Origin of the sequence: Paracholeplasma brassicae (genome assembly GCF_000967915.1) — a bacterium.
Lineage (GTDB): Bacteria > Bacillota_I > Bacilli_A > Acholeplasmatales > UBA5453 > Paracholeplasma > Paracholeplasma brassicae.
The window spans coordinates 1,376,559-1,403,120 of sequence record NC_022549.1 but is presented as its reverse complement, the minus strand read 5'-3'; the positions used below and the strand labels follow the sequence as shown (position 1 = coordinate 1,403,120).

Annotated in this window: 19 protein-coding genes and 1 pseudogene; 18 read left to right on the top strand and 2 right to left on the bottom strand. The window is 36.2% G+C overall.

Translation table 11 applies throughout. The features are described 5' to 3' along the window. The first annotated feature begins 57 nt into the window (after positions 1–57). The 5 genes from BN853_RS06510 to BN853_RS06490 all read left to right on the top strand — a co-directional run bounded on the left by BN853_RS06510 (position 58) and on the right by BN853_RS06490 (position 8,956). Positions 58–1,863, top strand: coding sequence for an ABC transporter ATP-binding protein (locus tag BN853_RS06510; RefSeq protein WP_030005165.1), 1,806 nt, complete (start codon positions 58–60; stop codon positions 1,861–1,863). Continuing rightward, a complete protein-coding gene (locus tag BN853_RS06505) occupies positions 1,864–3,693 on the top strand; it encodes an ABC transporter ATP-binding protein (RefSeq protein ID WP_030005164.1) in 1,830 nt (609 codons plus the stop codon). Between the two features lie 76 nt (positions 3,694–3,769). Continuing rightward, complete coding sequence (locus BN853_RS06500; RefSeq protein ID WP_030005163.1) at positions 3,770–5,170, top strand: hypothetical protein; 1,401 nt, start codon at positions 3,770–3,772, stop codon at positions 5,168–5,170. A gap of 26 nt (positions 5,171–5,196) precedes the next feature. Next, positions 5,197–8,190 carry a DNA polymerase III subunit alpha gene (locus tag BN853_RS06495; protein ID WP_030005162.1) on the top strand — a complete coding sequence of 998 codons (2,994 nt, stop codon included), beginning with the start codon at positions 5,197–5,199 and terminating at the stop codon, positions 8,188–8,190. Then, the gene (locus BN853_RS06490) at positions 8,183–8,956 is read left to right on the top strand and encodes an alpha/beta hydrolase (RefSeq protein ID WP_030005161.1); all 774 of its coding nucleotides are present in this window, start codon (positions 8,183–8,185) and stop codon (positions 8,954–8,956) included. The genes BN853_RS06495 and BN853_RS06490 overlap by 8 nt, the downstream gene beginning before the upstream one ends. Positions 8,957–9,011: 55 nt before the next feature. Here the strand turns inward: BN853_RS06490 and BN853_RS06485 are convergent, their stop codons facing one another. Together BN853_RS06485 and BN853_RS06480 are read right to left on the bottom strand one after the other, a co-directional pair. Then, a complete protein-coding gene (locus BN853_RS06485) occupies positions 9,012–10,001 on the bottom strand; it encodes a calcium/sodium antiporter (protein ID WP_030005160.1) in 990 nt (329 codons plus the stop codon). A 133-nt stretch (positions 10,002–10,134) separates the two neighbouring features. Next, on the bottom strand, positions 10,135–11,379 hold the full coding sequence (locus BN853_RS06480; RefSeq protein WP_030005159.1) for a 6-phosphofructokinase: 1,245 nt from the start codon (positions 11,377–11,379) through the stop codon (positions 10,135–10,137). A 154-nt stretch (positions 11,380–11,533) separates the two neighbouring features. Here BN853_RS06480 and pfkA point away from each other — a divergent pair, with 154 nt between their 5' ends. The 13 genes and pseudogenes from pfkA to BN853_RS06410 all read left to right on the top strand — a co-directional run bounded on the left by pfkA (position 11,534) and on the right by BN853_RS06410 (position 26,452). Next, on the top strand, positions 11,534–12,487 hold the full coding sequence (pfkA, locus tag BN853_RS06475; protein ID WP_030005158.1) for a 6-phosphofructokinase: 954 nt from the start codon (positions 11,534–11,536) through the stop codon (positions 12,485–12,487). Between the two features lie 19 nt (positions 12,488–12,506). Continuing rightward, on the top strand, positions 12,507–13,892 hold the full coding sequence (gene pyk, locus BN853_RS06470; RefSeq protein WP_030005157.1) for a pyruvate kinase: 1,386 nt from the start codon (positions 12,507–12,509) through the stop codon (positions 13,890–13,892). 156 nt (positions 13,893–14,048) lie between these two features. After that, positions 14,049–15,188 (top strand): MFS transporter, encoded by a 1,140-nt coding sequence (locus BN853_RS06465; RefSeq protein ID WP_030005156.1) that lies wholly within the window; start codon positions 14,049–14,051, stop codon positions 15,186–15,188. A gap of 137 nt (positions 15,189–15,325) precedes the next feature. After that, positions 15,326–17,032 (top strand): Na/Pi cotransporter family protein, encoded by a 1,707-nt coding sequence (locus BN853_RS06460; protein WP_030005155.1) that lies wholly within the window; start codon positions 15,326–15,328, stop codon positions 17,030–17,032. Positions 17,033–17,203: 171 nt separating this feature from the next. Next, the gene (locus BN853_RS06455; RefSeq protein ID WP_030005154.1) at positions 17,204–17,536 is read left to right on the top strand and encodes a PadR family transcriptional regulator; all 333 of its coding nucleotides are present in this window, start codon (positions 17,204–17,206) and stop codon (positions 17,534–17,536) included. After that, positions 17,533–18,522, top strand: coding sequence for a hypothetical protein (locus BN853_RS06450; protein WP_030005153.1), 990 nt, complete (start codon positions 17,533–17,535; stop codon positions 18,520–18,522). Before BN853_RS06455 ends, BN853_RS06450 begins: the two co-directional genes overlap by 4 nt. A gap of 82 nt (positions 18,523–18,604) precedes the next feature. Beyond that, complete coding sequence (gene uvrB / locus BN853_RS06445; protein ID WP_084232955.1) at positions 18,605–20,563, top strand: excinuclease ABC subunit UvrB; 1,959 nt, start codon at positions 18,605–18,607, stop codon at positions 20,561–20,563. Between the two features lie 3 nt (positions 20,564–20,566). Next, positions 20,567–22,318: a M3 family oligoendopeptidase gene (locus tag BN853_RS06440; protein WP_030005151.1), complete on the top strand. Its 1,752-nt coding sequence runs from the start codon at positions 20,567–20,569 to the stop codon at positions 22,316–22,318. A 36-nt stretch (positions 22,319–22,354) separates the two neighbouring features. Next, complete coding sequence (locus tag BN853_RS06435; protein ID WP_030005150.1) at positions 22,355–23,047, top strand: YveK family protein; 693 nt, start codon at positions 22,355–22,357, stop codon at positions 23,045–23,047. Continuing rightward, positions 23,040–23,753 carry a CpsD/CapB family tyrosine-protein kinase gene (locus tag BN853_RS06430; protein WP_084232954.1) on the top strand — a complete coding sequence of 238 codons (714 nt, stop codon included), beginning with the start codon at positions 23,040–23,042 and terminating at the stop codon, positions 23,751–23,753. Before BN853_RS06435 ends, BN853_RS06430 begins: the two co-directional genes overlap by 8 nt. Next, positions 23,713–24,440, top strand: a pseudogene (locus tag BN853_RS06425) (tyrosine-protein phosphatase). Before BN853_RS06430 ends, BN853_RS06425 begins: the two are co-directional and overlap by 41 nt. A 78-nt stretch (positions 24,441–24,518) precedes the next feature. Further along, a complete protein-coding gene (locus BN853_RS09050; protein ID WP_030005146.1) occupies positions 24,519–25,166 on the top strand; it encodes a hypothetical protein in 648 nt (215 codons plus the stop codon). A 35-nt stretch (positions 25,167–25,201) separates the two neighbouring features. Further along, positions 25,202–26,452, top strand: a complete 1,251-nt coding sequence (locus BN853_RS06410) for a pyridoxal phosphate-dependent aminotransferase (RefSeq protein ID WP_030005145.1) — start codon at positions 25,202–25,204, stop codon at positions 26,450–26,452. The last annotated feature ends 110 nt before the right edge of the window (positions 26,453–26,562 follow it).

Below are 26,562 nucleotides of genomic sequence, written 5' to 3'. Positions count from 1 at the left end.
TTGATTGACAAAAAGTAAAAATCGTGTATACTTTTATATAGTGTTAGGGGTGATTTAATGAGATTATTTAAATTAATAAGAACTGCAAAAGGCAGTTATCTACATATCTTATACATATTGATACTTGTTGTCATAGGGCGATTTACTTATTCCTATGTGCCGTTATTTACACAGTATGTATTCGACATGTTAAAAGAAGGGTCAAGTAACGCGAACTTTCCAACGTTCTTCTTGAATTTTCTAAATGGATTTACGAAAATTGAAAATTTGGTTGTTGTAATCGCAACGACATTGGTATTCTATCAACTAATTCGATTCACACTCATTTTCTTCGAGGAGTTTATGCGTGGACGTTTGGCGGAACACATCTCTAAAACATTAAGAGATCGTTTGTATAGTCACATTCAGTCACTTGACTATAATTACCATAACAACGTTGATACCGGTGATTTGGTTCAAAGAGTAACTACCGACATTGAAGCGATGAGTAACTTTGTTTCAAACCGTATACCCGAATTTATCCGTTTAATTGCGACCGTTACGTTTGGGGCAATTCAAATTTATACGATTAATCAAACCATGGTATGGATTGCACTTGGGATGATTCCAATCACAGCAGTTTCATCGGTGTTCTTTTTCAAGTACGTCGACAAGTCTTTTAAGCATATTGAAGAATCAGAGGCACGCATGATGACCGTGATTCAAGAAAACTTAACTGGGGCTCGTATCGTTCGTGCTTTTGCGAACGAACAATTTGAAATTAACAAACTCGAGAAAGAAAATAAATCTTACAGTGAAGCTTTTATGAAATTTCAAAAAGCCTCATCAATGTATTGGGGACTATCGGACGTGTTAGCGATGTTTCAATACTTGATTACGGTCATTGTCGGTGTTTATTTTGTAAGACAAGACATGATCTCTAGTGGTCAAATTGTTGCGGTATTGATGCTGCTTGGCATGCTTATTTGGCCAGTAAGAGGTTTAGGTCGAATGATTGGTGACTTTGGTAGAGCACTTGTTTCAACCTCGCGTATATATGAAATCTTAGAGTTGAAATCAGAGTTTATCGACAATGGGACATTAAAACCAGAAGTTCAAGGTGAAATACGTTTTGAAAATGTCAGTTATCAGTTTCCTGACGCAAATGAAGCCATTTTAAAAGACGTAAGCTTTACGATTAAACCCAAAGAAACGGTTGCGATTATTGGTAAAACGGGTAGTGGGAAAACCACAATTATTAACCTGTTATCCCGAATGATTGATCCGACCACAGGCGCTATCTATTTGGATGGAGTCAACACAAAAGAAATCGAAAAACACTATTTGAGAAAGCAAATGGGTATTGTACTCCAAGAGCCATTTTTATTCTCAAAAACGGTCTATGAAAATATTGCAATTGTCAGTCCACTAATCAAAAAGGAAAATGTAATGAAAGCCGCTCAAATTGCAGCGATTGAACGCGACATTGCCTCATTTGAACGAGGGTATGAAACCATCGTTGGTGAGCGTGGAACGACACTATCTGGTGGTCAAAAACAACGGGTTGCCATTGCGCGTGTCCTAGTCGAAGATAAACCTATTTTGATTTTTGATGACAGTTTATCTGCGGTAGACACCGAAACGGATTTAATGATTCGTAACGCGTTAAAAGAGAAAGAAGCCGTATCCACAACCATCATCATTACACACCGTATCACAACGGCTAAGCAAGCCGACAAAATCATTGTTGTTGAAGACGGCAAAATTAGCGATATTGGTACGCATGAGACGCTTTATAAAAAAGAAGGTCTCTATCAAAAGTTATGGGACATCCAGGGTAAACTTGAACAAGAATTCTTAGACTTACTCAAGGAGGTGGACTAAATGAATTACGAAGAAAAAGAGTTTGACAACCAGAAGGTGAATCTTCAAACATGGAAGAAAATCATCAAGACGGTTTTTACGAATAGAAAGAGTGTGATTTTACTATTTACCTTTGTCATCCTTTTAGGGATGTTAGAGGCGATTACACCATTATTAAACCGATACGCAATTGACGTGTTCTTTGAGGGGAAAGATTATAGTACGCTAACTCCTTACATCATTTTTAACGTCATTGTGAGCTTATTGTTTGGTCTATCGGTTTGGGGATTTATCTACCAAGCAGGTAAGATTGAAGTTGAGACGAACTACATTTTAAGAAAACAATCCTTTGAAACGTTACAACGCTTACCGTTTTCCTATTTTGATAAAACACCGCAAGGCTGGATTATGGCTCGTATGACCTCAGATTCCAGACGATTAGCAAACATCATTTCATGGGGTTTAGTTGATTTATTATGGGGTTTAATCATGATGATTGCAATCTTAGTAACGATGTTTGTACTTGAATGGCGCTTAGCACTAATTATCACAGCGGCATTGCCGCTGATGATTGTGATATCAATCTACTTTAGAACAAAGATTCTCAAAGGCTACCGAAAAGCTAGAAAGATTAATTCATTGGTAACGGGTAGTTTTAACGAATCATTTATGGGTGCAAAAACGACCAAAAGCTTAGCCATTGAAGAAGAAAACTATCAAGAATTTATTTCTAAGACACAAGAATTAAAACAAGCAAGTGTCAAGGCAATTTTATTTAGTGCAATCTTTTCACCAATCATGCTGATGATTTCTTATGTCGTTATCGGATTCATCATGGTTAGAGGTACCAATATGCTTTTAGTCAGTGCACTCACCTTAGGTACCTTATATGCTTTCATTGATTATGCGACAAGATTTTTCGAACCCATCATGCAAATAGCACGTATCTTGGCACAATTTCAACAAGCCCAAGCGTCTGCAGAACGTGTGGTTCAACTCATTGAAACCAAATCAGAGTTAGTGGATTCACCTGAAGTAATCGAACAATATGGGGATATATTTACACCTAAGTATGAGAATTGGGAACCGATTCAAGGCGATGTTGAGTTTAAAAACGTCACATTTAATTACGTTGATAATGAAACCGTTTTGGATAATTTCTCACTTAAAATACCAAGTGGTACATCGGTTGCACTTGTTGGACAAACAGGCAGTGGGAAGACAACCATCATCAACTTATTATCACGCTTTTATGAACCGATTAGTGGTGATATTTTAATTGATGGTAAATCATATAAAGAAAGAAGTATTCATTGGCTACATAAACGTTTAGGCTATGTTTTACAAACCCCACACTTATTTAGCGGTAACGTGATGGAAAACATTCGTTACGGGCGCCTAGATGCTACCGATGAGGAAGTCATTGAAGCCGCCAAAGCGATTGGCGCCGATGAATTCATCTCGAAAATGGATCAAGGTTATTATAGTGAAGTCGGTGAAGGTGGAAATAAGATTTCCATCGGACAAAAACAATTAATTAGTTTTGCACGAGCTGTTTTAGCAGACCCTAGAATCCTAATTCTAGATGAAGCAACTTCTTCAATCGACTCTGAATCAGAAAAGATTATTCAACACGCAACAGATACCTTACTAAAGGGAAGAACCAGTTTTATTGTGGCACATCGATTATCTACTATTGTACATTCGGACTTAATCTTAGTGTTAAAAGAAGGGAAAATTGTTGAACTTGGCTCACACAAGGAACTCTTGAGTAAAAAAGGTGCGTATTTCGATCTTTATAAGAAGCAATTCTTAAACGAACAAATGGATAAAGCAGTTCATTCAATCTAACGCCTATTTTTAGGCGTTATTTTTTTCAAGTAAAATGACCAACGACTTGTATGTATAAATTTAGGAGGAAGATACCATGAAATTTAAACTACTTTTGTTGGTCTTTTGTCTACAATTTATAAGGACATCACCCATAAATGCGAAAGATGCAATATTTAGCATCAAACAAAGTGTCGTTGAAGTCTGCTATGGCTGTCAAATCAATGATTACCTAGATGTGCCAGATATTACAATGAATGAAGGGTTTATTGATGAGGGGTTTTACCTCATCAAAGACCAAGTCAATAATACCTTTTTGTCGGTGATTAATACAAAAATTCTAAAAACCTACACGCACTACTACAAAGCGGTATCACCTAAATACCATACGTATGAAGTTTTTACTATCACATTTGTGATCAAAGACACGATTGCGCCTGAGGTAATGAGCGAAAAACCGATTGTAATCGATTATGGACAAAAGCAAATTGATTTCAGTTTATATCTTGACTATCAAGACAATCAAACCAAAAAACAAGACATCAAAATGGTCGTCAATGATCAATCCATTAATTACGACATCATAGGGACTTATCAAGTCATTATTGATTTGTTTGATTTGTCTAACAATCAAACGCGAGTTAGATTAGACGTCGTTATTGTCGATGAAGTCATTCCTCAAATTGTCTTAACAACACCACTCATTATTGAAAGAAATCAGATACCTTCTTATGAACAATACTTCTTAATTGTGGATAACTATCACACAGCACTGTATGTCGTATACGATGATCGATTAGTTGATTATAAAACACCAGGCAACTACACGTTAGTTGTGACGGCGATTGATCAATCACTTAACCAATCTTCTATGGAATATGAAGTCATTATTCGTGACTTAGAAAAACCTGAGATCAAACTAAGGTATACCCAAGTGACACTTGAGGTTTATCATCATTCGTTTGATTTCTTTGATCCAATTCTTTATTTGCAAGATAATAATGAATTACTTGACTTTGAACAATTGACCATCTCAGGTGAAGTCAATTTTGATGTGATTGGACGATATGAAATTTTCTATACATTAAAAGACCACTATGGTAATCAAACACAAGAGGCGTTGCTTGTATTGATTGACGATAAACGCTCACCGAGTCTAACTTTTGACGTTTTAATGATTAAGCAATATGAAACATCAATTAATTACTTAGAAGGGGTGGTTGTGTCGGATAATTACGATACAAATGCGTTCATCAATTTATCGGTACATTCCCATAACATTGATGTGAATACACCAGGAATCTATTATATTAATTATGAGTGTTTTGATCTAAAAGGTAATTATGTTTATGAGACAAGAACGGTCAATGTCTATGAGACTAGAAGTAAAAGATCATCAAGAACACCGATTTATTTTGCGGTAATCTCAGTGGCACTCTTGTCTTCGATTGGCGTGTTTTTCTACGTTAAATATAAAAAGAATCAAGGTCGCTCGTGATATAATAGAATAAAGGAAGTGGTTTTTTGAAAGGAACTTTATTTATTCAAAGTGAGTACAGTCTTTTAGAAAGTACGTTAAGACTTGATGATCTTTTTTTGAATGCGAAAAATCATGGCTATGATTTTCTAGCTTTGTCTGACACAAATAACTTATATGCCGCATATAAGTTTTTTCGTTATGCCAAAAAATACCCTGACATCAAACCAATCATTGGCCTTAGATTAGAGATTTACCACTTAGACGTGAAAAGTAGTTTGTTGTTTTATGCGAAAAACCAAAAAGGCTACCAATCGTTATTGATTTTATCGTCAATGGTGATGTTAAATGACGAGAAGCGCTTAGAACTTGATGCTATTTTACCATTTACAAGTGATTTAATAGTCGTTACACCAGGGTATCTTTCAGACATAGACCAAGCAATCCTTAATAATGATCTCAATCAAGCAAAAAAAAGACTTCAAAGTTATCAACAAGCCTTTAATGAATTCTATCTAGGCTTGAGTGTACAGTCGTTTCAGTTAGAGATGAAGGTTGCTCCAGCGATGTATCAAATAGCTGAGGATTCCAATGTATTACTATTACCGATTCATCAAACGGCTTACTTAGAAAAGAAAGATGCACGCGCAAGAGATGCCCTAATCAAAATCGAAGATCCAAAGAACGAACGATTTGATCAATCAAATCTGTCTTTCATGAGTTATAACGACTTGCAAGACGCTTTTTTTGATTACCCATTTGTGTTCGAGAATTTAGAAAAAGTGTTTAAGCAAGTCGAAGCAATTGAACTTGACCGAAACTTTGATTTGCCCTCGGTTGGACTAAAAGAAGGGGTTTCATCAAAAGACTACCTGACAGACTTATGCATGATTGGCTTAAAAAAACGATTAGCTAACGATCAAATCACTCACTATGAACCTTACCTATCAAGATTGAAGTACGAACTTAGCGTTATCGATCAAATGGGGTACAACGATTATTTCCTAGTGGTTTATGATTTTGTTCGATACGCAAAAACCAGTCAAATAATGGTAGGTCCAGGGCGTGGTTCAGCCGCAGGCTCTTTGGTATCTTATACGCTTGGGATTACGAACGTTGACCCGCTAAAATATGATCTACTGTTTGAACGCTTCTTAAACCCAGAACGGATTAGTATGCCGGATATCGATTTGGATTTTCCGGATGATAAACGAGATCAAGTCATCAATTATGTTAAAGAGAAGTATGGCTCAAATCGTGTGGTTAGTATTACTACTTTTGGTACGTTTGCCTATCGAAGTTCAATTAGAGATATTTGTCGTGTGTTGGGCTACAGCCCACAAGAGACAAACCGTATCGTTAAAATTGCGACGACCGATAAAGAAACAACCAATAAGAATGTCATCGAGGTTCTTGAACTAGCTAAGCAAATCGAAGGACTGCCAAGGCACACAGGGACGCATGCCGCTGGCATTATCATTTCAAACGAAGATTTAAGGTATATCATCCCACTGCAGAAAGGTGCAACCCTTTATCAGTCTCAATTTGAACAAAGTGATCTCGAACAAATGGGATTGCTCAAGATTGATTTTCTAGGCATTCGAAATCTACAAACCATTAATAATGTGTTAGAACTTGTCAAATCACAAAAACAGATGGATATTGATATTAACAAAATTCCACTTGACGATAAAAAGACATTTGATTTACTTTCTAAAGCAGACACGCTTGGTGTCTTTCAATTGGAATCCTCTGGGATGCGCAACGTCCTTTATAAACTGAAGCCACAGGAATTTGAAGATATCGTTGCAGTACTGGCATTGTTTAGACCAGGACCAATGGACAATATTGATGAATACATCAAAAGACGTCATGAGAAGACGTACTTAGAAATTGATCCATCAATTGATCATATTTTAAAAAGCACCTACGGCTTTATTGTCTATCAAGAACAAATCATGACCATCGCAAATACGTTTGCAGGCTATTCATTAGCTGAGGCCGATTTACTAAGACGTGGTGTTTCCAAAAAAGACCATGAAATCCTCAACAAAGAGCGTGAAAAATTCATCAAGAAGAGCATTGAAAATCACCGTTCTGTCGAGATTGCAACTAAAATATATGATTATATCGTGAAGTTTGCGGATTATGGTTTTAACCGAAGTCATAGTGTGGCCTACGCGATCGTTGCCTATCAAATGGCCTATTTAAAAGCGAATCACTTTGAACAGTTTATCTCTGTTTTACTTACGTCGGTTATTTCAAATGAGACACAGATTAAAGATTATATTAGTGAGGCGAGACAAAGAAAAGTTAAAATCCTTCCACCAAATATCAATGAATCAGATGACACATTTAAACCAACGAAGTTAGGTATTTTTTACCCACTATCAGGGATAAAAGGCATCGGTACTCAAACCGTAAGAGTGATTACAAATGAAAGAGAAAAGGGAATCTTTACATCCTATGACGATTTTAAAAAACGGATGACGGCTCAGTTATCCGATAAAATAATCGAAGCATTAATTTTTTCTGGTGCACTTGATGTGTTTGGGTTAAACAAACAAACACTTTATGAAAATCGAAAAGAAGTAATGGATTTATACGCATTAGTTGTGTCGGATATTAAATCAAAGACTTACGACGAATACGATTTAGCCTTTTTAATCGAAAAAGAAAAAGAAACTCTGGGTTTTAATCTTATTATGACACCACTAATGATGTTTCAAGGCGTGATTAAGAAGAATAAATTAAAACTACTAGAGGACATTGTCGAGACTGATAAAACGGTAAAAACAATTGGCTATATTGCTAAGACCAAGGTAATAACCACAAAAAACAATAAGACGATGGCATTTATTAGTGTGACCGACGGTAATATGACTCATGAGATGACTGTTTTTCCAGAAATCTATGAGGCTTATGGACCGATATTATCAAGGAAAGATTACATGGTTTTTGAATGCAATATTCAAAACTATCAAGGATTTAAATTAATCTTATCAAAATTATATGAGATTCAAGGGGAAAATAATGAATAAAATACAGTTTGACACGAATAATTACGTAGAATTGCATTTATTAGATCAAGAAACAAGACCACTTATTTTAATCGCGCCTGGTGGTGGCTACAGACACACTTCAAAAAGAGAAGCAATGCCAATCGTGGAGTTGATGAACTCAAATGGTTTTCATGCCGCCATTGTATACTACCGTGAGACGCTTCTCACACATGAGAAGACCACGGTAGAGCTTGCGCAATTTGTCAGTCATATTAAAAAACATTCAAACGACTATCATATTGCGAAAAACAAGGTAATACTAATGGGTTTTTCAAGTGGTGGCCACTATGTGGCAAGACTCGGTGTGCTGTTTAATCAAATTGATTTAGAAGCGAGACCGGATGGACTTGTGCTCGCTTATCCAGTGATTAGTGGAAAAAAGGGCATCGCTCACGAAGATTCGATCACACGTTTATTTAAAGAAACGACAGATGAGACAAGGCATTTATTCTCGCTAGAAAATTTTGTCTCAACAGACACCCCGAAAACTTTCTTATTTCACACGATTGCTGACCAAGCGGTTTGTTATCAAAACAGCCTAGTCTTTTTTGAGGCTTTAAATCGCCATCAAGTAAAATGTGAACTACATTTATATGATCAAGGTGAACATGGGCTAAGTTTAGGCACTAAATCGGTTGTTAAAGACGATTACCTCGGTACACCACTAGAATATGAAAGAGAGAATGCTCATTTTTCTAGCTGGGCAAATTTAGTAATATCCTGGTTAAATCAAGAATTTAATTAATAAAAAAATCCATTGAAATAGAGACGATAAAGGTCTCATTCAATGGATTTTTATTTTATAACTTACCTAGATCTCTTAATAGGATGTAGGTAAAATAGCCGACATACATTAAAATCAACAACAAGCCTTCTAAGCGTGTAATCTTTTTACTTGTATAAGCAAACAAGAAGACAACAATTGTGACACCGACGACAAATATCAAATCAAATAACGCTTGTGGGTTAATTGAGACGCCAGAAATTACGGCGGTAGCACCTAGGATGAAAAGAACATTAAAGATGTTTGAACCAACAATATTTCCAATCGCAATCTCATTTTGTTTCTTCATTGAGGCAACAATCGAAGTGACGAGCTCAGGCAGTGAAGTACCCAAAGATACAATTGTAAGCCCAACAAGCCATTCAGACATGCCAAGTGAGATGGCAATTTCTTTCGCGCCTTCAGTGACCATTAAACCGCCACCTGCAATACCAACCATCCCAATTAAAGTGATGATCGTGTTTTTCTTTACATTAATTGCTTCTGGTTGAACCTCTGTAGTTTCTAGTGCACCTAACAATAATTCTTCCCCATGTGGATTTTTTTTCGCGTGGTCAAATAAGATATATAAGAATGCAATAAAGAATAAAATAATGATTAGACCTTCGATGCGAGTGATTTGATTGCCACTACCGCCAAAGAAAAACATTGGGATTAAAATCAGGACGGTGAGTAAGGCAATTGGAAAATCACGTTTGAGAAGATCTTTATTTACTGTGAGTGGGAAAACCATCGCAGAAATCCCAAGTATGGGCAACATATTAAAAATATTTGATCCAACCACATTACCAAACGCAACGTCATCAACGCCTTTAATCGCAGAGGTGATACTAACTGCTGCCTCAGGCAAGGATGTTCCAAACGCGACCACCGTTAAACCAATAATCAGTGGGGAGACTTTAAAAAAACGAGCGATGCTTGATGCCCCATCGACGAACAAATCAGCACCTTTAACTAAAACGATAAATCCAAACACCAATACCAAAAACGGTATGAGTAAATCCATAAACTAGAACCTCCTAAATTGATCATAAGTCCTTAAATTGACTTTGCAATACTATTATTATACAACAATCATACAGACAAACAAGAGAAAAAAACATTTGAAGCTTGAATTCTTCAAATGTTATTTATAAAGACTATTTCTTTTCGACTAATATTTTTTTCAAATTAGCGAATCTTGGTAGACCATCAACAAGCGGTGCTTTGTCGTCGCCTTGAATTAACGGAAGCGCATAATCAACGTATTCTTGAGTTAAGCCTTTACCATTAGGTAGAATCCATTCAGCAGGTACCACTTTTTCTGTGTTTGCTGCTTTTGCTAGTGAGACTAGTTTGTATTTAATCTTGTATGGGTTTGATGAAACGCGTTCAAAACCAACCATTTTATCGGTTGAACCTTTGACAGCAGCTCTTACGGCTTTAACACCAGCCATGTAAGCTTCTTTGACGTCGTTTTTAGAAGCTAAGTGTGCCGCACAACGTTGTAGTAGTGAGAATTCAATTGCACGTACTTTGACGTTTAATTGTTCTTTGATGTGGTCAGCTAAAATTTGAGCAGTACCACCAAGTTGAGCATGTCCGAATGAATCTTTTGATAATGACGTGTAATGTTCTGGAACATATTTACCATCTTTATCTTTAATACCTTCAGAGACAACCACAATGGCTTTCCCTTTTCTCTTAACAACTTCAGCAACGGAAGCATAGAATTCATCATAATCGAATGCAACCTCAGGTAGATAGATTAAATCTGGACCTTGGCCTTTAGCAACAGCTAGTTGAGCGGCTGCAGTTAACCAACCAGCGTTTCTTCCCATCACTTCAACGACAGTTACCATTGGAGTGTCATAAACGGTTGCGTCGTGGTATAACTCCATTAATGTGGTTGCTACATACTTAGCAGCTGATCCATAACCTGGGGTATGATCGGTTCCAAATAAATCATTGTCGATTGTTTTAGGAACACCGATGACGTTACAATCGTAACCTTCTGATTTGAAGAACTTAGAAATCTTATTACATGTATCCATTGAGTCATTACCGCCATTGTAGAAGAAGTAACGGATGTTGTACTTTCTGAATACTTCAAGTAGACGTTGGTAATCACTTGGATCTTTCTTAAGTGGTTTTAATTTGTAACGAACGCTACCGATCATTGATGATGGTGTGTTCTTAAGAAGTTCTAACTCTTTTAGATCTTCTTTGTTAATATCATAGAATTCTTCATTTAGAATTCCCTTAACTCCGTGTTTAGCTCCGTAAACAGCGGTGATGTTCGGTTGTTTTAAAGCTTCGATAAATACGCCTGCAGCACTTGCGTTAATAACGCTTGTTGGACCACCTGATTGGCCTAGAATTGCTGCACCTACTAAATTTTTCATAGTTTTCTGTTCCTTTCGTGTGAATTTCATAACCATTTTATCATATATTTGAAATTTGCAACCCTTGAAACCGATTTCTTTTATAAATATTAATGATTTACTCATATATTTTGGCAATTAGTGATATAATAACAACGGTTTGAGGTGATTAGATATGAGAATAGCTGTTTTAACCTCTGGTGGCGATGCTCCGGGCATGAACTCGGCAATAAGAGCAGTTGTTAGAGCTGGTCTTTACTATGGCATAGAAGTTTATGGCGTCTATGATGGCTATCGTGGGCTTGTTGCTGGAAATTTTGAAAAAATGACACGTAAAAGTGTTTCTGAGATTCTTAGTCGAGGCGGTACGGTTTTAGGTACAGCAAGAATGACTTCCTTTCAACAAAAAGAAGTTCGTGAAATTGCGATTGAAAATCTAAGAAAAGAAGGAATTGAAGCATTAATCGTCATCGGTGGCGATGGTTCATATAAGGGCGCTTTAGCTCTTAATGAAATGGGTTTTCCAACCATCGGCGTTCCAGGTACGATTGATAACGATTTAGGTGGTACAGATTATACCATCGGTTTTCACACGGCTTTAGCAACGATTGTGGATGCGGTTGACAAATTAAGAGATACGGCATCGTCTCATCAACGTTGTTCGATTGTTGAAACCATGGGTAGACATTGTGGGGATCTTGCGATTGCTGCGGGTCTTAGTTGTGGTGCAGAATTTATCATTACACCAGAACATCCAATGGATAAAGAAAAAATGATTGAAAACTTGAAAAAACATAAACTCGAAGGTAGAAGAAACGCAATCATCATGATTACGGAAAATACAACCAACGTTTATGAACTCGCTCAAGAGATTTCTGAACGAAGTGGGTTTGCATGTCGTGCAACGGTCTTAGGTTATGTTCAACGTGGTGGATCACCAGTTGCGGAAGACCGTATTTTAGCAGGACGCATGGGCGCTTATGCAGTAGAATTAATTAAACAAGGTATATCTGGTGTTGCTGTTGGTGTAAGCCACAACGACTTAGTTTATATGCCATACGAAAAAGCACTTGACAGAGATCGCGGATCGATGCAAGATTTATACGAGCTAATTGGGAAAATATCATAGGGTAATTAGGAGGAAAATTATGCGTAGTACAAAATTAGTAGCAACGTTAGGACCAGCGTCCGAACAAAAAGATGTAATGAGAGAGTTAATCAAAGCAGGGGTTAACGTATTTAGATTTAACTTTTCACACGGTTCACATGAAGAACACGGTGGAAGATTACAAACAGCGAAAGAATTAAATATCGAACTAGGAACAACCGTTGGGTATTTATTAGATACGAAAGGACCAGAAATTAGAACTGGTGAATTCGAAAGCAAATCTGTTTTAATCAAAAAAGGATCAACCGTTCGTATTTCTATGACACCAGTCTTAGGAAATGAAACTTACTTCTCTGTATCGTATCCAGGGTTATACGACGATATGAAAATCGGCGACACTGTACGTGTTGACGACGGTTACTTAGAATTAGTGGTTGTTGAGAAAGACGAAGAAAAACGTGAATTAGTAACACTTGCTAATAACACACATGCGGTCAAATCAAGACGTGGAATCAATATTCCAAACGTAGTACTAAATATGCCTTTTATTTCAGAAAAAGACAGAGAAGATATTATTTTCGCTGCTCAAAATGAATATGACTACATTGCTGCTTCATTTACAAGAAGAGCAGAAGATGTAATTGCAGTAAGAGAAATTCTTGATGCACATGGTGGACAAAGAGTACAAATTATTTGTAAAATTGAAAACCAAGAAGGTGTTGACAACGTCGATTCAATTATCGAAGTTGCTGATGGTATCATGGTTGCACGTGGTGACTTAGGTACTGAAATTCCAGCCGAAGAAGTACCAGTTGCACAAAAACACATGATTCAATCATGCCAAGCACGTGGTAAGGTTGTTATTGTTGCAACACAAATGTTAGAATCAATGCAAAAGAATCCAAGACCTACAAGAGCCGAAGTTTCTGACATTGCACACGTGGTTTATGATGGTGCCGATGCAACGATGCTTTCAGGTGAATCAGCGGCAGGGGATTATCCTTTAGAGTCTGTTTCAATCATGGCTAAAATCCAAGAACGTATCGAACATGAAGTTGACTATGAAAGATTATTAGAAAACGGACTAAAAGGTTCTTACGATCAAAATAATTCTAGATTACTTAGTTTAGAAGCTTTAGGCCATTCAGCTTCAAAGATTGCCTTAGAATTCAACGGATCGGCTATTTTCGCTTACGGGTATGACGTGGCTAAACAAGCGGCTCGTTTCCGTCCAGCATGTCCAATTGTTGCGTTTGTTGATAACTACAGACAAGCAAGAGGATTAGCGCTTTACTACGGTGTTCACCCAATTGTAAGAGGCGATTTCATGACCGCTGCACAATTGTTAGTAACCAATCAAATTGGAACAGCAGGTTCATTAGTTGTTGTATTAAAAGATGGCGAACTAACTCTAAAAACTCTTTAATAACAAACTTCAAGACTATCGACGTTTTACATCGTCGTAGTCTTTTTTTTCGTGATAACAACAAAAGATCTTAGGTGATAATTAAAAGTCTTGTCATGAACCATATCTTGTGTTATTCTATAAAAGATTTGAATTTCAAAGTATTGGAGAATTTTTATGAGAAAAGTGATTGAGATATGCGTGGGACTTCTAGTTATGATTTTTATGGGAAGTGTTTATGCCTATAGTGTCTTTAGAGAAGATATCCGGTTGGTGTATCAAGTAAACCTCTTTTTAAGTGGATTACCATACATGGTTGCACTTTTATTTTATGCAGTGTCTATGTTTCTTACAGGAAGATTAATCAGACGAAATAACGTCAGATTGATTTCATTTATAGGGTTGTCTTTAATTGTGTTGGGATTTTACCTTGCAAGTGAATCCAAATCAATTTGGTCATTAACTTTAAGTTACGGTGTAATCGTTGGATTTGGCGTCGGTATGGTCTATACGGTGCCTGTATTTAGGATACAGCAGTTTGGATCCAAACATGCAGGTTTGATTACAGGTTTTGTGCTACTTGGTTTTGGTGTCTCGCCAGTAATAACTGCACCATTGATTAGCTATTTCTTAAGCTTTGGCTTAAACAATGCATTTCGTTTAATGGCGTTAATATTTGTACTTATTATGCCTTTGATGGTTGTTTACAATAATGATGTGCCAATTAAAAGAGTTCAACACCAACTACCTAAAGACCGTATTTTCTTCAAATTATATATATTCTTTATGTTGTCAATTAGTATTGGTCTCATGATGATTGGTTTATCAATGCAAATTGGCCTTGCCTATGGTTATTCAAGTAGAAATCTTAGCATTCTCTTAACAGTTTTTGCATTAGGAAACGGTATATCAAGGCCTCTTTTTGGTTATTTACACGATCGATTTGGGTTTACTATCAACGGTTTTATCTTACTAATAGTTTTAATTACAGGTGCTTCAATTGGTCTAATAAACCAAGGAAGTTACATCGGTCTTTTTGCGGTATCCTTTAGTCTTTTTTGGTTTTCACTAGGCGGATTACTCTCATTAATGCCACAAGTCATCAAGACAATCTACGGTATCGATCGATATGCTAGTTATTTTGGGGTTATGTTTACTTCTTATGGAGTAGCAGCAATCGTCGGACATCTAAGTTCTGGACTAGTACTCGACATGGTATCATCCACGTCAATTCTTTATTTAGTCATTATAGGGATTGTCTCTATGGCATTTGTTACGTTGATATCAATTTCTAAAGATTCAAAAAGAAGCATTTGATTTTTAATTTACTTTTATCCACTTTGATTGATGAAGCAAGGGTTTTGTATATACCTAATTTTTAAAATCCTTTTTTAGGGTTTTATTTGAGTGTGTTTTATTGTAAAATGTAATAGGATTAATAACGGAGGTAAGTTATGGGATTAGGTGAAAGTGTATTATACATCCTTGGTGGTGTAGCAATATTTCTTTTTGGAATTGACTTAATGGGTGACGGGCTAAAGAAATTAGCTGGGAACCGACTAAGAACTATTATTGAAAAAACAACATCCACACCCTTAACAGGGATTATTACAGGGTTCTTACTAACGATTCTATTACAGTCGTCCTCAGGGACAACTGTCTTAGTCATTGGATTAGTAAGTGCAGGTCTAATGAATTTAAAACAAGCCGTCGGTTTAATGTTTGGTGCAAACATCGGAACCACGGTTACGTCTGTTATCATCGGGCTACCGATATCAGACTATGGTCTATTAATGATATTTATCGGTGTCGTATTATACTTGTTCTTCACAAAGAAGTTTATGAAGAACTTAGGGGCAGTCTTATTTGGTTTTGGATTGATTTTCTTTGGACTAGATACCATGGAGGTAGGCTTAGTCCCATTTGTACAAACTGACTTCATTGAAGAAATGTTTTATTTGTTTTCAAATACATCAAACCATTTCTTTTGGCTATTTGGTGTGATATTTGGAACGCTATTTACAGCGGCTGTTCAAAGTTCATCTGCGGCAATTGGTATTATTCAAAAGCTCTATCATTTAAATGAGAGTGTTGCGACGTTTAGTTTGATTGGTGCACTACCAATGATCTTAGGGGCAAATATCGGAACGACAGTCACTGGTCTACTTGCCTCACTAAACGGATCAATTGAATCCAAACGTGTTTCGATGGTTCACATCTTATTTAATTTGTTTGGGTCCATCTTATTCTTGATTTTCTTATGGCCATATTATCATGCGGTTAAGTGGATTGAACTAAGATTCTTTGAACCCTATGCTATGGCAACACTTGCTTTTGCGCACGTATTGATGAACATAGTAACCACCGTTATCTTGTTTTTCTTTATTGATTATCTTATTAAGATTGCGGTTCGTATCATTAAAGAACCAAAATACAATGATGAACTTGAATCGATTATTGACGAATCTTATCTTCAAGGTTCCCCAACGCTTGCCCTATCTTATGTTAAGAAGGGGTTAAATCAAATGGGTTCGATTGCCAAATCCTACTTAGAATTAGTAAAAGCGTATAGCTTTGAAAATAGTGGAGACGCAGAAGACAAGTCAGATAAACTAGAAAAGAAACTCGATGATTACGATAAACGGTTACATGACTATATGATTAAACTTGTCCGTGATAATGAATTATCACAAAGAGATTCAAACCGACTTTCACGTGACTTAGATACGATCAGAGATTTTGAACGTATCGGTGACCATTTGAACAACCTTGTTGGATTTTTCTTAGAACGTTACAATGACAATCAACGCTTAACTGAAGGCGGTAAAGAAGATTTAATTTGGTTTTTTGATAAATTAGAGTATATGTTTGATTTGACCCTAGATGCTTTTGAACATAACGACGTCAATAAAGCAAAACTTGTCATTGAATACGAAGATTTGATTGATAAAATTGAAGAGAAATGCCGTCTAAATTACATTGAACGATTAAAATCTGGCGAAGCCGCATTCACAACCAAAACAAATTACGTTGAAATTCTATCAAACTTAGAAAGAATTGCTGACCATTTATCTAATATCGCAGAAAATGTGATTAACCCACTGCGGGTCTCTAGACTTGATGTTGAAAAAGTTAAATCACAAATTAGAGAACGAAATTAAGCAAATTGAACGAAAACTCCTACAAATAGGAGTTTTTTTGTTTGTGTAGGCACGAAAGCGCGCTATTTTTTCCATACGATATAAAAATATTTAACACACAACATTTTCTTATTGACAATATTGTATGTCATACACTATAATAAAAGTGAGGTGAATGAATTGGATGAAAAAATGATAATTAACAACCTTGAGGTTGAACTCAAACGAGGGACACAAACCTTACAAGTCCTCTTTCTATTAAAGAATGAGCAATATGGTTATTCCCTACTACAAGCTTTAGAAGAAAGACAAATTAACATTGAGGCGGGGACACTTTATCCGTTACTTAGACGATTAGAGACTCAAAGGATGCTAACATCTAACTGGGACACAAGCGAATCTAGACCACGAAAGTACTATGTGTTAAGTCCATTTGGTGAAGAAGTCTTAGAGCACCTTATTAAAACATGGACAGAGATTAATGATGAAATGATGAAATTAATTAAAGGAGATAACAAACAATGAATGATTTAATTGAACGCTACATTTATGACGTAACCAAACGACTAGAAGAAAGTAAGAAAAAAGACATTGAAAATGAACTAAGGGCCAATATCTATGATATGATTGGGGATGATTTAAGTGAAGCACACGTGGTTGATGTATTAAAAAAACTGGGTCGTCCAGTGGATCTTGCACTTGAATACAAAGAGAAAAAATCCTACGTCATTTCACCTAGACAATACGATGACTATATCAAAGTTCTTAAAATAGTGCTTATCGTATTTATTGCTGTCACTGTGCTCAGTGGAATCACAAGTTCGATTCTAGAGTACTCGGGTGTTAAACTAATCTCATCACTCATCGAAGAATTCACCGATGGTTTGTTTGGGTCTATCTTCTTTGGTTTTACCATTGTTACTGTGATTTTTTGGGCAATTGATCAGAACACAGAAAAACAAACCGAATTTGACCCTAGAAAACTTCCTAAGGTACCAGAAGATCAAACCCTAAAAAGCAGACGAATCGAAGGTATCATCGAAGTCATCATGATCGTCATCTTCGGTTCGATGTTTGTCGGCTTTCTAATTACCAACCATCTAGATGTTAACATACAGCTGGATGAAGATTCATTTTACTTTAAAGGAAACTTATTAAATACAAATTACACGACATACATAATTCCAGTCATGGTTGTGTCGATCGCTAGTTCGCTTTTCTACTCAGCGTATAAAATCATAAAGACAAAAACGTCGATTCTTACGTTTGCTATTTATAGCGTCATTGACTTTATTAGTCTAGTAGCAGCTACTATTCTAACGGTTAGTATGGATGTGTTTAATCCATCATTCATCGAGGCTACGGCCACTGCTTCAAATAAAACGATCTTGGAAATTACACAAATCGGAAATCAAATCGTTCATGGTATCGTGATCTTTGTGTGGGTGATTTTTATCATTGAACAAATCGTCGAATGGATTAAGTTGACAAAGAAACAAAAAAGAAATTAGTGATGGATAACTTAGAACACGTTATTGTTTAAAATAGCGTGTTTTTTTGTTATAATGATAGAAAGCTGTAAGGAGTGATACTTTGGCAGATTTTAAACTAAAAGCACCCTATGAACCCATGGGTGACCAAATTGAAGCTATAGAAACCTTGACAAAAAACTTTGAAAAAGGAATCAATAGACAAGTACTACGTGGGGCAACCGGAACAGGTAAGACCTTTACAATCAGTAACATCATTAAAAAACTAGGTAAAAAAACGTTGGTGTTGGCACACAATAAAACACTAGCAGGCCAACTTTACAGTGAGTTAAAATCGTTTTTTCCTGAAAATAGAGTGGAATATTTTATCTCCTACTACGATTATTACCAACCAGAAGCTTACGTGGTTACAAGCGATACCTACATCGAAAAAGACTCATCAATCAATGATGAAATTGATGAAATGAGACACAGCGCTACGGCGTCTTTGTTAGACCGTGACGATGTTATTGTTGTTGCATCGGTTTCTTGTATTTACGGGATTGGCGATCCAGAAGATTATAAGAATTCACTACTCGTATTAAGAACAGGCGATGAGCTAAAACGAAACACACTTTTAAACCGTTTAGTTGAGTTGACTTATCAACGTAACGACATTGACTTTTCAAGGGGGACTTTTCGAGTTAGAGGTGATTCGGTTGAGATTATTCCAGCAAATGAACGACAACAAGGCATTCGCGTGGAGTTCTTTGGTGATGAAATTGATCGGATTAGGCGTTTTGACGTCCTAACTGGACAAGCCATTGAAAACGTCGAATATGTCACCATATTTCCTGCCACTCACTTTGTAACTAACAAAGATAAGATGGCGGAAACCATTAGACGGATAAAAAATGAACTGGCTGAGCGCATACTATATTTTAAAGAAAACAATGAGTTGTTAGCGGCCGAACGTATTGAAATGCGCACAAAATATGACGTAGAAATGTTAGAAGAGATTGGCATTTGTAGTGGCATAGAAAACTATTCAAGACACATGTCGTTAAAAGAAGAAGGCGAAACCCCAGCGACACTACTTGATTTCTTTGAAAAAGATTTCTTAATGATTATTGACGAATCACACGTGACCGTCTCTCAAGTAAGAGGTATGTATAACGGAGATAGATCAAGAAAACAAACACTTGTTAATTATGGTTTTCGTTTACCAAGCGCACTTGATAACCGTCCACTAAAGTTTGATGAATTTGAAGACAAACTCGATAAGGTAATTTTTTTATCTGCGACACCTGGGGATTATGAACTAACCAAAGGTTATCCAATTGTTGAACAAATCATTCGACCTACCTATTTGATAGACCCTGAGATTGAACTTAGAAGAACTATGGGTCAAATCGATGATCTTTATGGCGAAATCGTCAAACGAATAGCCGCCAATGAGCGTGTGCTAATTACCACACTCACAATTAAAATGAGTGAAGACTTAACCGCCTACTTTAAGAAGTTAGGATTAAAGGTGACCTACTTGCATTCAGAGATAAAGTCACTTGAACGGATTACCATATTAAGAGATTTACGATTGGGAAAATACGATGCCATCATTGGGATTAACTTGTTGAGAGAAGGCCTCGATTTACCAGAGGTTTCACTCGTAGCAATACTAGATGCGGACAAGCAAGGTTTTCTAAGAAGTGAACGAAGTTTAATCCAAACCATCGGTAGAGCTGCAAGAAACATCAATGGTAAAGTCATCATGTACGCCGATTCAATCAGTGATGCCATGAGAAAAGCAATGGATGAAACCAAACGAAGAAGAGAAATCCAATTAGCGTTTAATGAAAAATACAACGTTCAACCCGTATCCATTAACAAAGCAATTAGAGATGATATAAAAATTAAAGAGCTAATCGAAAGTGATAAAAAGAAACGCACTAAGAAGAACATTGACGCTGAAATCGCCATGTTAGAGCGTGAGATGAAGCAAGCGGCCAAGGATCTAGATTTTGAATTAGCAGCAGAACTTAGAGATGCACTCTACGAACTTAGAGTCGAAAAGGAGAAATAACGAATGAGTAATTGGAATTTAGATGATTTGTATCAGGGATTTAATGAGAAATACCTAAAGGATATTGAAACACTTAAAGAGCAAATGTTATCGTTTCAACAATTAGTATCACAAATGCAAGCGATGAAACCAGTGGCGTTTTTAGAAGCTTACTTGACTTCCCAAGAAGAAACAACAAAACTCGCAAGAAGTTTAAGTGCGTTTGCAAGCTTAACCATGTCAACGGATGTTACGAATCAAGAAGCACTTGGTTATCTATCGAAACTTCAACAAATTTATTCATCGGTTACAAAAGAAAATGTAATGGTTTCAAGATACATCGCAACACTTGATTTACAAGAGTTAAGCAATCATAGCGAAATAATCAAAACATACTTATTTCAATTAAACGAAGAAAAAGAAAGTGCGAGACACTTACTAAGCGAAAAAGAAGAAGTTCTCTACGCAAAACTAAGACCACTTTCAAGCGGATCTTGGAGTCAGTTGCAAGGGTTACTCACGTCAAACTTGAACGTAAAAATGGGTGACAAGGAAATCACGTTATCTGAGGTTAGAAATCTCGCATACGACAATGATAAAGACATTCGTAAGAACGCCTACGAGGCAGAGTTAAAAGCGTATGAACAAATTGATGATGCGGTTGCGCTTGCGTTATCTAACATCAAACGTGAAGTAACAGAGATGAACACACTCAGAGGCTATGACTCAGCTTTAGAAAAAACACTCATTTCATCACGTATGCAAAAAGAGACACTTGATGCAATGATTGATGCGATGAAAGATTATAGACAACATTTTGAAAGATATTTGAAAGCCAAGGCAACTTACCTTGGTTATGAAAATGGACTACCTTTTTATGAATTATTCGCACCAGTCGGTAAACTCGATAAGAACTACACTTACGAGGAAGCCAAAGCAATTGTTAATGAAAGTTTTTACGGATTTTCTAAACGGTTAGGTGATTTTTCAACACGAGCTTTTAATGAAAATTGGATTGATGTTTATCCGAAAAAAGGTAAACGTGGTGGTGCATTTTGTTCAAATCAACAACAAATAAAACAGTCTAGAATCCTAACAAATTTCACGGGCTCTTTATCCGACGTTTCAACCATCGCACACGAACTTGGTCATGGTTACCATGGCGACGTGATAAGTGATGAAAAGCCTTTAAATTGGGGTTATCCAATGCCTTTAGCAGAAACAGCTTCTATTTTCTGTGAGACAATTGTTACTAACAACTTACTATCAAAACTATCAAACGATGATGAAATATTATCTGTTCTTGAAATCGCCTTACAAGGGGATACGCAAGTGATTATTGATATCTTATCACGTTACTTTTTCGAGACCAAATTATTTGAGAATTCGACCGGACCAATCTCGAAGAATCAAATGAAAACGTGGATGGTAGAAGCTCAAAAAGAAGCCTATCTTGAGGGGCTTGATCACGAGAATTTACACCCATATATGTGGTTAAACAAGGGACATTACTACAGTGCAGGCTTGAATTTCTATAACTTTCCATACGCATTTGGTCTATTATTTGGAAAAGGATTATACGCTAAATACTTAGAAAATAAGGATGATTTTTTAAGAAATTATGATAAACTATTAATGTTAACAGGTAAAGCCAGTGTTGAAGACGTCGCAATGTCAATGGGCATTGATGTTAAAGACAAATCATTCTGGCACCAATCATTAAATGAAGTGGTTAAAGACATTGATAAAGTCATTAGCTTATTTCAAAAAAAATAACGTGAACGACTCAAAAAGAGTTTATGGAGGAAAAAAATGGAAACACATGAAGAACAAGGCCTGAGCTTAGCAGAATTGTTTGCAATAATCTTGCGCAAATGGCTTTTCATTGGTATTGTCACCGTAGTAATTGCTGCACTTGCAACATTCTATGCTTACAAAGTCACACCAAAGTATCAATCAAAAGCAAGTGTGATGGTTCAGGTACCGAATTCAACGACTGAAACGGGGTATAACTTAACAGATGCTAGAAACCTGATTGGTACCGTCGAAGAGTTTATGAAATCCGAAATTGTATTACAAAAATTAATCGATGATTTACAACTTACTGTGACGCTTTCTGAACTCAAAAATGGGATATCAACAAGTACGAACACAGGTAGTTATTTCGTCTATGTCAGCTATGAATCAACCAACCCTGAGTTATCTAAGACAATCGCAAACGGTGTTATTGATGCGGCAGTTACCGTTGCTAGTGGTGGCCAATTTAACTTGCTAAAAGACAAAATTGTTCGCATGAGCACAGCAACAGAAGGCGTTTACGTCTCACCAAATAAAACCTTATACATCATTATTGGTGTATTACTTGGTGGTATTGTTGGTGTCGGTTTTGTATTATTAATGGAATTAACCAATAACACATACCGTGATAAAGATGAAATTGAACGAGATTTAAAAACGCAAGTACTTGGTTCAATTCCTGATTTTGAAGTGAAGGAGGATGTCTAAAATGGTTCCAAATATCTTAAAGAGAAAAAGAAAAGAATCCTATGGCTACTTAGTGGCTAGAGAAGATAAGATGTCTTTCGTTACAGAATCATTTCAAAAATTAGTACTCAACTTAGAATACGCAAACGTAGATAACCAATATAAGGTGATTCAATTTACTTCAACCCTTCAAGCAGAAGGTAAAACCACTTTATTTGCGAATATTGCCTATTTATTGGCAGATAAAGGCAAAAAAGTAGTCGTATTAGACCTAGATTTAAGAAGACCTAAACTAAATCGTGTGTTTTCTGAAATCAATAAAGATGGAATTACTGACTATTTGGCTGGTAAGATCACTTATGAACAACTATTAAGAGTATCCGAAGATGGCATATATTATATGGTTGCTGGGGAGAAAACCACAGCAGTTATCAATTTGTTAGAATCAAAGAAATTAGAAGAACTCATCAATAAATTAAAAGAAGATTTTGATTACGTTCTCTTAGATACTCCACCGGTATTGGCCGTTGCTGATACACTAATCATCAATAAAATATCGGATGGCGTCATTTTTGTTGTTGGTTTTGGTAAAGCGAAAAAAGCACTTGTTCGTGACGCTTTCCATGCCCTTGAAAGAAACAATGCTAAAATCATAGGTATTGGATTTACACAAGTAAAAATGACTAATGGTGTTTATGGGTACAAATACTCATACAAGTATGATTGATCTTCATTGCCACATACTGCATGAAATAGATGATGGGTCAGCTAATATTGAGATGTCGATTGAGATGATAAAAAAACAGATCAATGATGGTGTCACAACGGTTGTTTTAACCCCTCATATGAGAAGTTTTAAACCAGAAAAAGTTTCAAAAATAAGACATAACTTTGAACAATTAAAAGAAAAAGTAAAAGAACAAAATTTAGATGTGCGACTCTTGTTAGGAAGTGAAGTGTATTATACGAAAGAATCCCTTTCAAACAAACACTTAATGACGATTGAGAACACCTCCTATGTATTAGTTGAATTTTCAACGATTCTTGAAACACCAATTGAAGAAATTGTGTATAATTTTCGAACACTCAAGATAAGACCAATTGTAGCACACGTTGAACGCTATGGTTACTTAAAGAAAAAAGATTACACAGAGATCAAAAAAACAGGTGGCTTGATTCAAGTTAACAGTTCAGCTATCTTAGGTCTTGATGGTTATAAAAGAAAAAAATGGCGCGCTATTTACTAAAAAAACAATTAGTTGATGTGGTAGCAACCGATAGTCATAATTTAGGTGACCGTAAACCTAATCTTAAAGAGGCGTTTCAATTCGTGGTAAAGAAGTATTCAAAAGAATATGCGAAAAAGATCTTTGAGGATAACCCAAAACGTATCATTTTAAATGAAAGCATTTGAGTATAGATTACTATACTCTTTTTCTTTTATCCATCGAAGAATCGTGTTATAATGACGTAAAAGGAGAATTTACAAATAATGAAGATAAGTAAAGAAAAAGCATTAATCTTGTGGGAATCACGCTATGGTGATCACGAAGTCGTAGAGGATTTCGCAGGTGCCTGGATATATAAAGAGGATTATTTAGACGGTGAAACGCTTAGAGAATTTTATGGTGATGAGGAATCCTATAATTTTGGTTGGGGCATACTTTATAAAAAACCTCTAAAATTCGGAGGAACTGAAACAGACGATAACCTCGAAATCGTTCATTTGGAAAATTTAGAAGTTATCGGGGAACAAAAGGTATTTAACATCAACGGAATCACCTATGAAATCAAGGAAATCGGGCATGAAACATTCGGTATTTTCGATGAATACGATAATCGTTTTGATTTTAATGAAGATAGTTTTATGTTAGGCTTTGATCAATTTGATGAAGAAGAACAAGGTTGTGGTTGTGGCGGTCATCACCACCATCACGATGAAGAACAAGGTTGTGGCTGTGGGGGTCATCATCACCATCACGATGAAGAAGAACAAGGTTGTGGCTGTGGTGGGCATCACCACCATCACGAAAATGAAGAACAAGGTTGTGGCTGTGGAAGACATCACCACCATCACGACGATGAAGAAGAAACATGCGATTGCGGTAATAAACTAGAAGATTGCGAATGTAAACAATAAGACGGTCACTAAAGACTTGATAGGGAGGGATTTTCTTGGACTATGCAAACATTAAAACTAGAAAATATGATTTAGGCGAGGATATTTTGGCCTTAGGCGCAAAAGCTAAAAAAGCAAAATTAGAGGCCAATGAAACCATTAATGCGACCATCGGAGCAATGATGGATGATGTTGGACAACTCTATGAATTCAAGTCGATCTCAAATGTTTTTGGTCGAATTGACAATAAAACCTATCGAGCTTATCCATCGATTGATGGCGGCCCTGTCTTTAAAGATGCGATTAAACGTTTTGTGTTTCAAAATCAATTAAAGCTTGTCGAAGATAACTTTGAGTCAATGGTTTGCGCAACACCTGGCGCATCAGGGGCGCTTTATTTGGTATTATCGAATTACGTAACCGATGGTGACATGGTTTTATTGCCACACATTCATTGGAGTAATTATAAAGAAATGATTAAGTCGGTTGGGGCAACCTATCAAACTTACCAAATGTTTAAAGAAAATGAGTTCAATCTAGATGATTTTAAACAAAAAGCAACCATGATTGCTGAAATCACAAAGAAATTAGTCGTTATCTTAAATGATCCAGCACATAACCCAACGGGGTACTCGTTATCAAAAAAAGAATTCAAAACGATTATTCAAACCCTTGATGACTTATCTCTAAAAGTACCAGTAATTCTAATTTATGATGTTGCCTATATTGATTATTTTGGTAAAACAATGGAAGAGTCTAGAGAAAAATTTGCTATTCTTGAGACAATTAAGTCGAATATGATCACAGCCATTGCTTTTAGTGGATCAAAAACGTTTGGTCTATATGGGTTTCGATTAGGCGCTTTAATTGGACTATCTAGAAGTAAACATCTAATTGATGAAATGTCACGAATTACAACGTTTAAGGCCAGAGCAACCTGGAGTTGCAGTCCAGCTACCGGCATATCAATAATGAACCATTTAATGAATCATGAACTTGATTATGAAGACTATTTAAACGAACTAAGTTATGTGAAAGAAACGTTAAACAAACGTGGCACAGAGTTTGTAAAAATTGCATTAATGTCTGAGTTGTCAATTTATCCGTATAAAGATGGGTTCTTTGTAACAATTCCAGTTGAAAATCCGGTTGAGATTTATGAGGATTTAGCAAATCAACATGTGTTTGTCATTCCTTTAGATAAGGCCATCCGAGTAGCGATATCGAGTATTTGTGAAAAGGAAATCCCAAGATTAGTGCAGGCGTTAAAAAACTCAATCGAGAAAATAGATTCTTATAACGAATAAAAGTCCTTGCGACTTTTATTTTTTTTGCATCAAGTACAAGAAAATAATACTTTGATGTTATAATTATTATAGTAATGCATAAAACAATCAACCAGGATTTCCTAGGAATT